At 72.4% G+C, this 14,626-nt stretch carries 10 protein-coding genes; 8 read left to right on the top strand and 2 right to left on the bottom strand.

Annotated elements, in window-relative coordinates; translation table 11 throughout:
• The first annotated feature begins 51 nt into the window (after nt 1-51).
• The 7 genes from ASC56_RS17885 to moeZ all read left to right on the top strand — a co-directional run bounded on the left by ASC56_RS17885 (nt 52) and on the right by moeZ (nt 9,255).
• Complete coding sequence (locus tag ASC56_RS17885) at nt 52-1,101, top strand: alpha/beta fold hydrolase (protein WP_055492430.1); 1,050 nt, start codon at nt 52-54, stop codon at nt 1,099-1,101.
• A 698-nt stretch (nt 1,102-1,799) separates the two neighbouring features.
• Nucleotides 1,800-2,843 carry a DUF3152 domain-containing protein gene (locus ASC56_RS38135; protein WP_055492432.1) on the top strand — a complete coding sequence of 348 codons (1,044 nt, stop codon included), beginning with the start codon at nt 1,800-1,802 and terminating at the stop codon, nt 2,841-2,843.
• Between the two features lie 182 nt (nt 2,844-3,025).
• Nucleotides 3,026-4,756, top strand: a complete 1,731-nt coding sequence (locus ASC56_RS17900; RefSeq protein ID WP_055492433.1) for a DUF3492 domain-containing protein — start codon at nt 3,026-3,028, stop codon at nt 4,754-4,756.
• A complete protein-coding gene (locus tag ASC56_RS17905; RefSeq protein WP_055492434.1) occupies nt 4,753-6,132 on the top strand; it encodes a hypothetical protein in 1,380 nt (459 codons plus the stop codon). Before ASC56_RS17900 ends, ASC56_RS17905 begins: the two co-directional genes overlap by 4 nt.
• Before the next feature lie 184 nt (nt 6,133-6,316).
• On the top strand, nt 6,317-7,276 hold the full coding sequence (locus ASC56_RS17910; protein WP_055492435.1) for an NAD(P)-dependent oxidoreductase: 960 nt from the start codon (nt 6,317-6,319) through the stop codon (nt 7,274-7,276).
• Complete coding sequence (locus ASC56_RS17915) at nt 7,264-8,013, top strand: spherulation-specific family 4 protein (protein ID WP_055492436.1); 750 nt, start codon at nt 7,264-7,266, stop codon at nt 8,011-8,013. The genes ASC56_RS17910 and ASC56_RS17915 overlap by 13 nt, the downstream gene beginning before the upstream one ends.
• Nucleotides 8,014-8,076: 63 nt before the next feature.
• Nucleotides 8,077-9,255 carry an adenylyltransferase/sulfurtransferase MoeZ gene (moeZ, locus tag ASC56_RS17920; RefSeq protein WP_055492437.1) on the top strand — a complete coding sequence of 393 codons (1,179 nt, stop codon included), beginning with the start codon at nt 8,077-8,079 and terminating at the stop codon, nt 9,253-9,255.
• A 79-nt stretch (nt 9,256-9,334) separates the two neighbouring features.
• Here moeZ and ASC56_RS17925 read toward each other — a convergent pair whose 3' ends face one another.
• Both ASC56_RS17925 and ASC56_RS17930 read right to left on the bottom strand, forming a co-directional pair.
• On the bottom strand, nt 9,335-10,897 hold the full coding sequence (locus ASC56_RS17925; protein ID WP_055492438.1) for an alpha/beta hydrolase: 1,563 nt from the start codon (nt 10,895-10,897) through the stop codon (nt 9,335-9,337).
• Nucleotides 10,898-11,028: 131 nt separating this feature from the next.
• The gene (locus tag ASC56_RS17930; protein ID WP_055492439.1) at nt 11,029-13,974 is read right to left on the bottom strand and encodes a lysylphosphatidylglycerol synthase domain-containing protein; all 2,946 of its coding nucleotides are present in this window, start codon (nt 13,972-13,974) and stop codon (nt 11,029-11,031) included.
• A gap of 186 nt (nt 13,975-14,160) precedes the next feature.
• Between ASC56_RS17930 and ASC56_RS17935 the strand changes: the two genes are divergently transcribed.
• Nucleotides 14,161-14,526, top strand: a complete 366-nt coding sequence (locus ASC56_RS17935) for an MGMT family protein (protein ID WP_055492440.1) — start codon at nt 14,161-14,163, stop codon at nt 14,524-14,526.
• The last annotated feature ends 100 nt before the right edge of the window (nt 14,527-14,626 follow it).

Raw genomic sequence — 14,626 nt, forward strand, 5'->3', positions numbered from 1 at the left:
TGTGACGGCGAACACATGAGTCACTACGTGATCGTCTCGTAACATTGCCGCATGTCTTCGACAGAGTCGCCGTCCGTCCCGGCCTCCAATGTGCTGCCGAAGGTCGCACCCGTCAGGGTCGAGGAGGGCGAGCGGCTCAGGTCGGTGGGACTGCCGGGGATCACGCTGACGGTACGGTCGAGGCCGCCGGAGCGCCAGGGACTGCCGCCCGCGCTGTACGTCCACGGACTCGGTGGTTCCTCCCAGAACTGGTCGGCGCTGATGGCGCTGCTCGACGGGGTCGTCGACGGCGAGGCCCTCGATCTGCCCGGCTTCGGCGACTCGCCGCCGCCGGACGACGGCAACTACTCGGTCACCGGCCACGCGCGAGCGGTCATCCGCTACCTTGACGCGGCCGGGCGCGGTCCCGTGCACCTGTTCGGCAACTCGATGGGCGGAGCCGTCGCCACGCGCGTGGCAGCCGTACGCCCCGACCTCGTCCGTACGCTCACGCTCGTCTCGCCCGCGCTCCCCGAGATCTTCGTGCAGCGCGGCGCGATCCCGACGGGGCTGCTCGCCCTGCCCGGGGTCGCCGCCCTCTTCACCCGGTACACCAGGCAATGGACGGCCGAGCAGCGCGTCCGCGGGGTCATGGCGCTCTGCTACGGCGACCCCGGGCGCGTCACGCGGGAGGGCTTCCGCTACGCGGTCGAGGAGATGGAGCGGCGGCTGCGGCTGCCGTACTTCTGGGACGCGATGGCCCGTTCGGCGCGCGGGATCGTGAACGCGTACACACTGGGCGGCCAGCACGGGCTGTGGCGCCAGGCGGAGCGGGTCCTCGCCCCGACGCTGCTGGTGTACGGCGGCCGGGACCAGCTGGTGTCGTTCCGGATGGCCCAGCGAGCGGCGCGCGCCTTCCGCGACTCCCGGCTGCTGACCCTGCCGGAGGCGGGGCACGTCGCGATGATGGAGTACCCGGAGCTGCTGGCCGCGTCGTTCCGCGAACTGCTCGCGGAGACGGGCGAGTTGCCCGGGGCGAAGGACGGGACCGAGCGCCTGGGCGCCGACCGCGGCGGCTCCACGGCGACGGGCGCGTCCGACACCTCCGGTGTGGGGAGCTGAGGCGCGGCGTGGGACGCCACAGCCGCAAGGGGCGGGGCGACAGGACACACAAGGAGACGGGCGCGGCGCCGGGCAGCTCGGCGGCCGACACCTCGGCACGCGGCCTGACCATGCCCACGGACGGTCCGGTGCGTGGCGCGGCGGGGCCGTCGGTGCCGGGGGTGCCGGGGGTGCCGGGACCCGCGAGTCCTGCGGATCGCTCGACGCTCGATGCGGCGGGTCCGGCTCGTCCACCGGACGGCACATGGGCACAGTACGCACCCCGGCCCCCGGCCGGCACGCCCGGCCACGGCACAGCGCGTCTGCCGGATGGCACGCCGGCGCACGGGGTTTCGCGTCTGCCGGATGGCACGCCCGCGCACGGGGTTTCGCGTCTGCCGGATGGCACGCCCGCGCACGGGATGTCACGTTTCGCTGGTGGTGCTCCGGCGCAGGGTGCCCCTCGTGGGGCCGACGGGACTCCGGCGCAGGGTGTGCCGCGTTTCGGCGGCGCCACCTCCGCGCGTGGCGTGCGCCGCTTCCCCGATGGCACGCCCGCTCATGGTGTGCCCCGCTTCCCCGATGGCACGCCCGCTCATGGTGTGCCCCGCTTCCCCGACGGCACCCCCGCTCACGGCACCCCCCAGGTCCGCGGCGGTCACCCCCAGCAGCGTGAAGCCGGCGGTGGCTGGGGCGAGTTCACAGGGGGAGCCGTGCCCATGGGGGCGACTCAGGCCGCCCCGCCCGGCCGTGAGGTGCCCCGCATTCCGCATCAGCGGTCGCGGCCCGGCCCACGCCAGGAGTACCTGGACGCCTTCGACGAGGAGGAGGGCGACGAGGGCGAGGACGTCTTCGCGCCCCGCCGCTCCGGCGTGGCCGCCCGCGCTCCTCTCGCCGCCGCCCGCGCCACCGCTCCGGAACCGGAGACCGACGCGGACGGGGCGACCGAGGCCGACGCGGTACCGGGCAAGGGCGGCGGCAAGGGGCGGACGTTCACCGGGATAGCGGCCGCCGCCGTCACCACCGTGCTCGCGGTCGTCGTCGCCGGCCAGGTCGCCGACGGGCAGAACGGCGCCGCGGCGCCGTTCCGGGCCGCCCCCGACCGCGTCCCCGACACCCATGACACCGGCCCGGCCCTCTCCGCTTCGCCCAGCGCGACGACACCGCCGTACGAGCAGGCCATGGACAGGAAGTACCCGCTCAGCGAGACGCTGAAGGGGCCTGGCACGTTCGAAGCGGTCCCGGGCTTCGCCAAGGCACCCGGCACGGGGCGGAAGTACACCTACCGCGTGGACGTGGAGAAGGGGCTCGGCCTCGACGGCGAACTCTTCGCGCAGGCCGTCCAGAAGACCCTCAACGACGACCGCAGCTGGGCCCACAGCGGTGCCCGCACCTTCGAGCGTGTCTACTCCGGCAAGCCCGACTTCGTGATCACGCTCGCCAGCCCCGGCACCACCGCCGCCTGGTGCGCCAAGTCCGGCCTCGACACCGCGGAGGACAACGTCTCGTGCGACTCGGCCTCCACCGAGCGCGTCCTGATCAACGCCTATCGCTGGGCACAGGGGTCCACGACGTACGGTGACGACATTCATGCCTACCGGCAGATGCTGATCAACCACGAGGTCGGCCATCGCCTCGGCTACGGCCATGTCACCTGCACCAAGAACGGCGCGTTGGCCCCGGTCATGCAGCAGCAGACCAAGTTCCTCGACCACGACGGAATCCACTGTCTGCCCAACCCCTGGCCCTTCCCCGGGAGTTGACGGCGACGGAGTCTTAGCGCGACCGAACGCGGTCCGCGTGGGAAAGTTACGACCGTTCACCCCTTTTGGTGGCGCGATGGACAACCGTCCGTCGCGCCACCGTCATGTCCGCATACGTTCGTCCCGCTGCGAGCCGCCGGGGCAAGGGGCGGCTCCCCAGACGGGAGATCGGGGGTGCACTCGTGCGCATCGGACTGATTACGGAGGGTGGTTACCCGTATGCGAGCGGTGACGCGAGGCTCTGGTGCGACCGGCTCGTGCGCGGACTCGGGCAGCACGAGTTCGACATCTACGCGCTCAGCCGCACCGAGCGGCAGGAGACCGAGGGCTGGATCCCGCTGCCGTCACAGGTCAGCCGGGTGCGGACGGCCCCCCTGTGGACCGCGCAGCACGACGGGGCCGTCCACGGGCGCCGGGCGCGACGGCAGTTCGCCGAGGCGTACGCGGAACTGGCCGCCGCCCTGTGCACCGCACCCCAGACCGGGGCGCCGCAGAGCACCCCAGGCCCGGCCGACCCCGAGGCGGACCGTTTCGGCAGCGCCCTCTACGCACTCGCCGAACTCGCCCGCGACGTAGGCGGACTGGTGGCAGCCCTGCGCTCCGAGACCGCCGTGCGCGCCCTGGAACAGGCCTGCCGGGCACCGGGCGCCCTGCGCGCCGCGCGCGCGGCGCGCGTCCCCGAACTGCTCGAAGTCGCCGCGCATGTCGAACGGGCCCTGCGCCCCCTCTCACTCGACTGGTACGAGGAAGACGGGCTCGGCTCGGTCGACCTCTGTCATGCCACGACGGGCGGCGCCGCGGCCCTGACCGGACTGCTCGCCGGGTACTTCGCCGGAGTCCCGCTGCTGGTCACCGAGTACGGGGTGCAACTGCGGGCGCACTACCTGGAGGCGCCGGACGGGGCGCCCCCGGTGCGCGCGCTGCTCGCCTCCTTCCACCGCCGGCTGGCGGCCGAGGTGTACCAGCGGGCCGCCCGCATCACCCCGGGCAACACTCACGCCCGCCGCTGGCAGGAGCGGTGCGGCGCCGACCGGTCCAAGCTGCGCACGGTCTACCCCGGCATGGAGGCGTCCCGCTTCACGGACGTGGGCGAGTCGGCCGACGGCGCGGACCCGTACACCCTGGTCTGGGTCGGCCGTGTCGAACCGGCCAAGGACCTGATCTCCCTGCTGCACGCCTTCGCGGAGATCCGCAAGCAGGAGCCGAAGGCGCGGCTGCGGATCGTGGGTGCCGCGGCGGACGCCGACGGCGTGGCCTACCTCGGGCACTGCAGGGCACTGGCCGCGCAGCTCTTCCCCGACGAGGCGGAGGGCGTGCACGACGTCGGCGACAACCCGGTGTCCTTCGAGGAGATCGGCGGCCCGGAGGTGCCCGACCTGGCGGAGGCGTACGCGGCCGGGGCGGTCGTCGTCCTGTCGAGCGTCGTCGAAGGGTTTCCGATCAGCCTGGTGGAAGCCATGTTCTGCGGCCGCGCGACGGTCTCCACGGACGTGGGCGCGGTGGTGGAGGTCATCGGCGGTACGGGCCTCGTGGTTCCGCCCCGCAACCCGCGGGCGCTCGCGGAGGCGTGCATTGCGCTGCTGCGCGACCCCAAGCGCCGTGAACGCCTCGGCGCGGCCGCCCGCGCGCGAGCCGTCGAACTGTTCACCGTCGAGCAGAACGTCGCGGCATTTCACGGCATTTACCTGGAGATCCTCTCGCACTCGCCGATGCGGCGCGTGCTCGTGGACGACGCGGGCGAACCGCTGCCCTTCGGAACGCCGGCCGAGGCCCATCTGCCCGGCCGCTGGACCGAGCTGCGGTCGGTGGGCGTGAGACCACGCTGGGCCCGGGCGCCGGGCCCAGCGACGGCGCCCCTACGCGCCTTCGCACGCCTCGACGAACCCGTCCCGACGGCGGAGGGCGCGCGATGAGCGAGTCGCGAGGACTGGACCGGCCCGGCACCCCGGGCAGCCCCGGTGCCTGGGACGACCGGTCGCAGGCGTGGCTCATGGGGGCCCGGCTGCCCGACGATCCCCACGCACGGCCGGACTTGGCTTCCAGTGCCGAGGCATGCCCCGGCTCGGCCTCCCGCGCGGCGGCGCGCCCCGACTCCGCCTCCCGCGCGGAGGCGCGCCCCGACTCCGCCGCGCCGGAGCGCGCGCCCCGATCCGTCGGCGTCATCAGCCCCGCGCCCGACCAGAGCGCGGACCCCGCTCGCAAGCCCCCCGCCCGCCGCGGCGCCGTCGACCCCGTCAAGGCCCTCATGCACCGGCACCGCCAACTGTGCGAGCGGGCCGTCGACCCCCTGGAGATCGCCGCCGCTCTGGAGGCCCACGGACTGACCGACCGGACCGCCGCCCGCTTCCGGCACCGGGACGTGTTCTCGCTCGCCGAGGAGATGTACGCGCGTGTACCACGCGACGGCGACCAGCTCCCCCCGCCACCCGCCCCCTCGGACGACCCCCGCGAACCGTGGGCCTGGGCCGCGCTCGCCCTGCTCCCCGGCGCGCTGTGCACGGCCACCGTCATCGGGCTGCGATTCACCGAAGGCCGCCCCCGTTCGGCGGTCGTCGCGCTCGGCGTCCTCGCCGTCGTACTCGGCCTGCGCGCGGCGCTCGGCCGTGGCCCGCTGCGCGCCCCCGCCCGCACCACGCCGGCCGTCACTCACGCGTGGACCTGCTGGCTGCTCGCCTACGCCGTTCTCGGCGACGGCCTGTTGCGCGCCGCCCTGGACGGCGGCCCGCACGGCCCCTGGCCCACGGCCACCGCATCAGCCCTGGCTCTCGCCCTGTCCTGCGGCCCGGGGGCCTGGTGCGCCCGTCTCTTCGTCGTCCGCGCCCGCCGGGCACTCGCCGCCAGCCGTGGCCTGGACGAGTTCGCGTCCTCCGTCACCCCGCTGCTCCTCGGCGTGTTCGGACTCTTCCTGTGCGCCCTGGGCGCACTGCTCGCGCTGTGCGGCGCGCTGCTCGGCGAGCCCGCCGGGTATGCCGGGTATGCCGGAGCCGGTGCGCTGGGCGCACTCCTGCTGCTCGCCCGGCTGCTCCTCGCGCACGGATTCGGCCGCGTCCCCGCCGCCGTCCTCGGCACCGCGGCCGCTGCCGAGGCGACCTCGCTGATCACGGTCTTCGTCGGCCGGCTCCCCGGCTGCTCGTTCCTGGCCACGCCGGTCGAGACCCTGGCCGACGCCTGGGGCGCGGACGCCGTCCCCGCCCTCTTCTGCGCCCTGGCCGCCCTGACCCTGCTGATCCACGCGATCCACACCCTGACCCGGGCCTCGGCCCACGCCCGGCCGCCAGGATCGCCCTGAGCCCCGGCCCATGCCCCCCAACCCCCGACGGCATGAGCCGCAACCGCTGCCCGGGACCCGTTCCCCGGCACACCCATCCCGCGGGGCCGACACCGCGGGCCCCTCTCATTCCACGGCACCACCCTGAAGGAGAACGCCAGATGATCACCTCCCGAACCGGAGAACCCGCCCCGGGAGCCGCCCGATGAGGGTCCTGCTGATCGGAGCCAACGGATACCTGGGCCGTTTCGTCGCCGACCGCCTCCTGGCCGACCCGGCCGTGCAGCTCACCGCGCTCGGCCGCGGCGACGACGCCGATGTGCGGTTCGACCTCGCGTCCGGCAGCCCCGGCGCACTCACCCGCTTCCTGGACGCCGTCCACCCCGGGGTCGTCATCAACTGCGCCGGAGCCATCCGCGGCGGCGCCCGGGACCTCACCCGGCACAACACCGTCGCCGTCGCCACCGTGTGCGAGGCCCTGCGCCGCAGCGGCTGTGGGGCCCGCCTGGTACAGATCGGCTGCGGCGCCGAGTACGGCCCCAGCCAGCCCGGCTCCTCCACGGCCGAGGACGCGGTCCCGCGCCCGGGCGGCCCGTACGGCGTCAGCAAGCTCGCCGCCACCGAACTGGTCCTCGGCTCGGGCCTCGACGCGGTCGTGCTCCGCGTGTTCTCGCCCGCCGGGCCCGGCACCCCCGCCGGATCCCCGCTCGGCCGCCTTGCCGAGGCCATGCGCCGAGCCATGCAGTCGGGCGACGGCGAACTCAAGCTCGGCGGCCTCGGCGTGCAGCGTGACTTCGTCGACGTACGCGATGTCGCCCGCGCCGTCCACGCCGCGTCCCTCTCCGCCGCCCAAGGCGTGATCAACATCGGCTCCGGCCGCGCCGTACGCCTCCGTGACGCGGCCGCCGTCCTCGCCCGGGTGGCCGGATACGGCGGCGCCCTGCACGAACTGGACGGCCCTCCCGGCCCGGTGCGCCCGGCCATCGGCCACCCGCGCCACGACCCCGAGCACGCCCTTCCCATCGCCTACCCCTACCCGGACGGCTGCGGCAGCTGGCAGCAGGCCGATGTGCGCACCGCCCGCGACCGGCTCGGCTGGCGGCCCCGGATCAACCTCGAAGAGTCGCTCGCCGACATCTGGATGGAGGCGGCATGCCGCATCTGACCAGCGCCACAGCGGGCACCGCGAGTACCGATCTGGGCCCGGGCCTCGGCATTCCCGGCTATGCGCACCCCCTCCTCGCGCCCTTGGAGTGGAGCGAACTCACCCGCCCCGGTGCCCCGGTGCACTGGGCCGTCCTCAACGTGAGCGGCGGTCCCGGCACCAGGCCCGACACGCACTGCCGTGGGGCCGCGGAACGACTGCACGCCGCGGGCGTCCGGGTCCTCGGCCACCTCGACGTCACCTATGGCGCACGCGCCTTCGGCGAGCTGATGGAGGAGGCGCACCGGTATCTCCACTGGTACCGGGTCGACGGCTTCCTCCTGGAGCGCTGCCCGACCGAACGGGCCGCGCTCGCGGAGATCCGCCGCACGGTCACCGCACTTCGCGCGCTCCTCGACCACGGGCACATCGTCCTGGGACACGGCACCCACCCGTATCCCGGATACGCGGAGAGCGCCGACCAGTTGGTCACCTTCTCCGGATCCTGGAGCGACTACCGCTGGTCGCAGGTGGCCGAGTGGACCGCAGACCACCCGCCCGAGCGGTTCTGCCACTTCGTGCACGGCGTGTCCCGCGGGCACCTGGACGAGGCGCTGCGCATCGCGCGCTGGCAGGGTGCCTCGACCATCTGGTTCACCGACCGTACGGACCACGGCGGCCGCACCGACCCCTGGGAGTGCCTGCCCGGCTACTGGGACGAAATCGTCTCGCGGATCGGACCGGGTGTCTCGGAATGAAGAAGGGCGTGGCAGTGTTACGAGGAGAACAACCGTAGTGATCGACCGACAAACGGAGTCCCCGTGTCGCTGCCACCCCTGGTCGAGCCGGCTGCCGAGCTCACCGTAGACGAGGTCCGCAGGTACTCCCGCCACCTGATCATCCCCGACGTCGGGATGGACGGGCAGAAGCGGCTGAAGAACGCCAAGGTGCTCTGTGTGGGCGCCGGGGGTCTGGGCTCGCCGGCACTGATGTACCTGGCCGCGGCGGGCGTGGGAACGCTCGGCATCGTGGAGTTCGACGAGGTCGACGAGTCGAACCTGCAGCGGCAGATCATCCACAGCCAGTCGGACATCGGCCGCTCCAAGGCCGAGTCCGCGCGTGACTCCGTCCAGGGCATCAACCCGTACGTCAACGTGATCCTTCACGAGGAGCGGCTCGAAGCCGACAACGTGATGGACATCTTCAGCCAGTACGACCTGATCGTCGACGGTACGGACAACTTCGCGACGCGCTACCTGGTCAACGACGCCTGCGTGCTGCTGAACAAGCCGTACGTGTGGGGTTCGATCTACCGCTTCGACGGCCAGGCCTCCGTCTTCTGGTCGGAGCACGGCCCCTGCTACCGCTGCCTGTACCCGGAGCCCCCGCCGCCGGGCATGGTGCCGTCCTGCGCCGAGGGCGGCGTCCTCGGTGTGCTGTGCGCGTCCATCGGCTCCATCCAGGTCACCGAGGCGATCAAGGTCCTCACCGGCACCGGCGAACCGCTGGTCGGCCGACTGATGATCTACGACGCCCTGGAGATGCAGTACCGCCAGGTCAAGGTCCGCAAGGACCCGAACTGCGCGGTCTGCGGTGAGAACCCCACCGTCACCGAGCTCATCGACTACGAGGCCTTCTGCGGCGTCGTCTCCGAGGAGGCCCAGGCCGCGGCCGCCGACTCGACGATCACTCCGAAGCAGCTCAAGGAGTGGATCGACGACGGCGAGAACATCGAGATCATCGACGTCCGCGAGCCGAACGAGTACGAGATCGTCTCCATCCCGGGCGCGCGGCTGATCCCGAAGAACGAGTTCCTGATGGGCTCCGCCCTGGAGAGCCTTCCGCAGGACAAGAAGATCGTCCTGCATTGCAAGACGGGTGTCCGCAGCGCGGAAGTCCTCGCGGTCCTGAAGTCGGCGGGCTTCGCCGACGCCGTCCACGTGGGCGGTGGCGTGATCGGCTGGGTCAACCAGATCGAGCCGGACAAGCCGGTCTACTGACCACCCGTCCCGGCGGGCTGAGGGTCGCTCCACAGCCCGCCGGAGACCTGCACGCCCGGCTTCCCCGAGTCGCGGGAGTCTAGGAACAGACGGTGCCCGCCGAAGGCACCTTTCCGTTGAGCAGATAGCCGTTCACCGTGCTCTGCACGCACGTGTTGCCACTGTCGTACGCGCCGTGCCCCTGGCCCTTGTACGTCAGCTCGACGCCGACGCCCTTGCCCAGCTGCTGCACCATCTTCTTCGTGCCCTCGTACGGGGTGGCGGGGTCCCCGGTGTTGCCGACCACGAGGATCGGCGCGGCACCGGTCGCGGACACGTTCGGGTGGTCGGCGGCTCCCCTCACCGGCCAGTTGGTGCAGCTGAGCATGCCCCAGGCCAGGAAGTCGCCGAACACCCGGGAGGCGGACCGGAACTGCGGCAGCTTCGCCTTCACGTCGGTGGGCGTGTACCGAGGCTTCTCATCGGCGCAGTTGACGGAGACGTTCGCCGGAACGAGGTTGCTGTACTGGCCGTTCTCGTTCCGTCCGTTCATCGAGTCCGACAGCAGCATCAGCACCCTGCCGTCACCGGTGTACGCCTGCTGCAGGCCCGCGGTGAGGTAGCCCCAGAACTGTTTGGAGTACAGGGCCTGGGCGATGCCGCTGGTCGCCGCGGTCTGGGTCAGCCGACGGGGGAAGATGCCCGGGATCGGCTTGTTCTCCAGGTCCCTCAGCAGCTTGACGATCCGGTTCTCGACGTCCTGCGGCGTCGTGCCGACCGGGCATGCCGTGCTCTTCGAGGTGCAGTCCCGGGCGTAGTTGTCGAGAGCGAGCTGGAAGCCCCTGGCCTGTCCCAGCGCGCTCTGTTCCGGGCTCAGCGTCGGGTCGACGACCGCGTCGAACACGGTCCTTCCGACGTTCTTGGGGAACAAGTGCGCGTAGACGGCGCCGAGTTCGGTGCCGTACGAGATGCCGAAGTAGTTCAACTTGGCGTCCCCGAGCACCTCGCGCATCAGGTCCATGTCGCGGGCCGCGTTGGTGGTGCGCACATGGGGCAGTACCGTGCCGGAGCGCTGCGTGCAGGCGTTGTTGAACTGCTTGGTGTTGTTCAGGTAAGCCCTCAGCTCGGCCGCGTTGTCGGGGATCGCGTCCTGCTGGAAGTACACGTCGAGTTGCTGGTCGTCCTCGCACTTGACGCCCGCGCTGCGGCCCACCCCGCGCGGGTCGAAGCTCACCAGGTCATAACGGGCGCGCAGGGCCCCGTAGTCCTGGGCGAAGGCGGGCAGCGTAGTGACACCGGAGCCGCCGGGGCCGCCGAAGTTGAAGACGAGGGAGCCGATCCGCCGACTCGGGGGACCGCTGGCCTTCACCCTGATCAGCGCGATGTCGATCGTGCCGCTCCTGGGGTTGTCCCAGTTCAGGGGCGCCTTCATGGTCGCGCACTGCCAGCGGCCGCCGTCGGGCAGTGGCGAGGGAGCGCTGCCGCCGCCCTCCGAAGCGGCGGGCGGCGGACAGTCCCTCCAGCTCAGCTTCTGACTGGACAGACCCCCGTTGACGGGCAGAGCCCTGGTCGAGGGGCCGTTGGCGCAGCCCGTCAGCAGAGGGGACAGAAGGACGGCTGCGGCGGCCAGGGCAGTGGCGCTGATCCGGTGACGATTCGGCATGCTCCCATCGTGCGGCCGCACGGGTCGGTGCGCGCGGGGCGTGGGCCGTGCGGGTGAGGCACTGGCCCGGGACCGCGTGTCGCGTTGGCACCATGCACGCGCGCGTGCCCGGTCCTTGCCCCCGCGCAGGCCTAGAGCGCGCCCTTGCGTGTCAGGTGATTGAAGAACAGCCATCCCGGCAGCACAGGCAGCCACAGTGTCAGCAGTCGGTAGAGCAGCACCGCGGGCGCCGCGACCTCCTTGGGCAGGCCGACGGCGATGAGGCCGACCGTCAGGGTCGCCTCGACCGCGCCCACGCCGCCGGGGGTCGGGGCGGCCGAACCGAGCGCGTTGCCCGCGAGGAAGACGACCGCGACGCTGGCCAGGCTCAGCGTGGTCTTCTCGCCGTGCCCGAATGCCCGGATCGAGGCGTCCAGGCACATGACGAAGGACGCGGTCAGAAGCAGCATGCCGCCGATGCCCGTGATCAGCTTCTGGGGACGCTGCAGCACGTCGAGCATGCGCGGTACGACACCCGCGAACAGCGATCTCACCCGTGTGACGACGAACTTCCGCAGGAACGGCACCGACGTGACCACCAGGACGAGCACCGCGACCGTCAGCAGACCGGCGATGACCGTGCGGGACGGCGACAGGGACGGCGTCTTCTCGGTGCCGGTGAGATAGCCGAAGGACAGCAGCATCAGGATGTGGCAGCCCAGTCCGAACAACTGCGACGCGCCGACGCTCGCCACCGCCAGTCCCGGCCTGACCCCCGCGCGCTGCAGGAAGCGGGTGTTGAGCGCCACACCGCCCACCGCGGCGGGCGCCACGATCTTCACGAACGACCCGGCGACCTGCGCCGCCACGGCCCGCAGGAACGGCACCCGCTCGGGCACGAAGCCCAGCAGCGCCATCGCCGCCGCGACGTAGCTCAGCGCCGAGAAGAACACGGCCGCCGCCACCCAGCGCCAGTCCGCGTTGGCGAAGACCGTCCCGAACTGGATGTGCGTGAGCTGCGTCAGCAGGAAGTACGCACCGATGGCACCGGCGATGAAGCTGATCAGCGTACGCGGCCGCACCCGCTCCAGACGGGCCGGTTCGACCGGCGCCTGCGGCCGGATCCGCAGCACCTGGTGGCGGATCTGGGTGAGCAGGTCCTCCTCGCGCGCCTCGTCCAGCGCCTCGTCCAGCGCCCGCTTCTCGGCCCGTTGCGCGGCGCGTACGGACTTCTTGTCGGGCTTGTCGAGGGCGGCGGCCTCGGTGCCGTCGTGGCCCTCCTCCGGACGGGCCGCCTTGGCCTGCCGGGACGCCTCCAGGACGGCTTCCCGCTCACGGTGGGCCCGCTCCCGGGCCAGTCTCCTGAGCGTCGCGCGCGTGGAGCGCGTCAGAGCGATCGGCTGCAGCATGGGCAGACAGTCGGCGACCGCGTCCGGGCCGAGCACAGCGACCGCCGACGCCACCGCACGCTCGGCCCCGACCCGCAGCCCCAGCGTGGCGAGCAGCTGCGCGATGTCCATCCGCAGCACCAGGTCGCCGGCCGCGATCTCGCCGCTGCGCAGATCGGTCAGGACGACGGTGCCGGAACGATCCACCATGATGGCGTCTGCGGCCAGCCTGCGGTGCGCGATGCGCCGCGACTGCAGCGCCCGGACCTGGTGCCAGGTGTCGTGCAGCAGCTCGTCGGTGATCTCCGCGTCGGCCAGCTGGTCGAGGGTGCGGCCGCCGGTGTGCTCGTAGACGAGCATCACGGCGTCAGGACCCAGCTCGGAGGTCGCGATCAGCTTGGGCGCGTTGGCGCCGGCCGCGATCGCGGCGTACGCCAGGAGTGCCTCCTGCTCCAGGGCCTGGCGCAGTGACTGCAGGCTGCGCCGGGTGGTGATGCCGCGCAGTGTCAGCCGCCGCCATACGCGGTAGAAGAAGCCCTGGGCCTGCTGCTCGCGGTCGACGACGGTGACGTCGAGGGGCGAGCCGTCCTCCAGCGTGACGAAGTAGCGCCGGCCGCGATCGCCGTTGTCCGCGGAGTCGGGCGTCTCCTCGCGCGCCGCGCTCACCGGCCGGAAGCCCACCGTGCGCAGGCCCGCCATCAGGGTCCGCCCGGTGGGCTGTACGTTCGGCGAGCCGACGGCGTACAGCGTGCCGGCCGCGACGCTCCAGCCGATCAGCACCGTCAGGATGATCGAGAACGGCGTCGTGTAGCCGGTGACCAGCATCGAGAAGGCGTCGAGCAGCAGCACCACCCACAGCACGGCGCGCCAGCGCGGTCTGCGTGACATGCCCACGGCTGTCATATAGGCGATGACGGGTGCGAGATAGCCGTGCACCGGGTCGGTCAGGGCATGGACGTCGCTGGGGGAGGGCTGGGTGAGAGCCTCCTGAATGGAGGGCGGCGCGGCCCGCGCGACCCACAGGTCCGTGGCCAGTGTCACGCCGTGTGCGAGGACCGCCGCGAGAACGCCGTCGGCGATGCGCAGCCCGTCCCGCTTGATCAGCCGTTCGATCGCGAAGGCGACCGGCACGAGAAGGATCGCGATGCTCGACGCCAGACCGGCGATCTTGATCAGCAGATCGGGTGCCTGCCCCGTGCCCTTGTTGATGTCCTGTTCGAGCCCCGAGGTGGTGCCGTGGGCGAACGCGGCGACGGCCAGCAGCACCACGATCGCCAGCACGCCCACCAGGAGGCGCATGAGATCGGAGGGGCGGTGCACACGCGCGGGCAGCAGCGGCTCGTCGCCCTCGACCTCGTCGTTGTGGGCGTCGGCGCGGTCCTCGTCCGGCCCGTCCGGCCGCCGTGCCGACCCCTCGGCGCGCGCTTCCTCGTCGGCGCCGTCGTCCTGGTGCGTACGGTCGTCCTTGTGCGCGCCGTCGTTCTGATGCGTGCGGTCGTCCTTGTGCGCGCCGTCGTCCTGATGCGTGCGGTCGTCCTTGTGCGCGCGGTCGTCCTGGTGCGCGCCGTCGTCCTGGTGCGCGCCGTCCTCGGCCGGCGTCTTCATCTGCGCCCCGTCGTCGGCGTTCCCGCCCGCGGTGGCGGTGTCCGGGCGCGACGAACCCTCAGAGGTGCCCTCCGCGCCATCGGGGTGCACGCCCTGCTGCTTCATCGTCTCTTCTTGATCTCGTATCACCAGTCACCGCCCGCACGATGGTGGCATGCCGACCCGACACAGGGGGGCATCAGGGTGCAAATGCGGGGGCGCACAGTCTGCCCGAAGCACTGCGCCGGGGCGAGGGCCACGCTCGACCGCTCTCCCCTCACATTGTCGGTGGGGTGGGGCAGGATGGGGCGGATGAGCGAGGAGAGCCTTCCGGCGGACGCCCTGCCGGAATACGCGGAACGGGTCCTTGACGTGGCCGAACGCATTCCGCCGGGCCGCGTGATGACCTACGGGGACGTGGCCGAGTGGCTGGGGGAGGGCGGCCCGCGCCAGGTGGGCCGCGTCATGGCCCTCTACGGGGGAGCGGTCCCCTGGTGGCGCGTCATACGCGCGGACGGCGTGCTGCTCCCGGGCCACGAACTGGAGGCGCTCGGCCACTACCGGGAAGAGGGCACGCCTCTGCGCGGGGTCGGCCGCGGGTCCGAGGGCCATATGCCGAGGGTCGACATGAGGCGGGCGCGGTGGGACGGCGAGGAACGCGCGGAGGGGCACACCTGACAGCTTCGGGCATCGCGCGGGCCGAACGGGAGCCCGTGGCCCGTACGGGGTACCTATGGCACGTCCGTGACATGCCGTACGTTCGTGCACCGGGGGACAC

It is taken from the genome of Streptomyces sp. TP-A0356, assembly GCF_001417775.1.
Classification (GTDB): Bacteria; Actinomycetota; Actinomycetes; order Streptomycetales; family Streptomycetaceae; genus Streptomyces.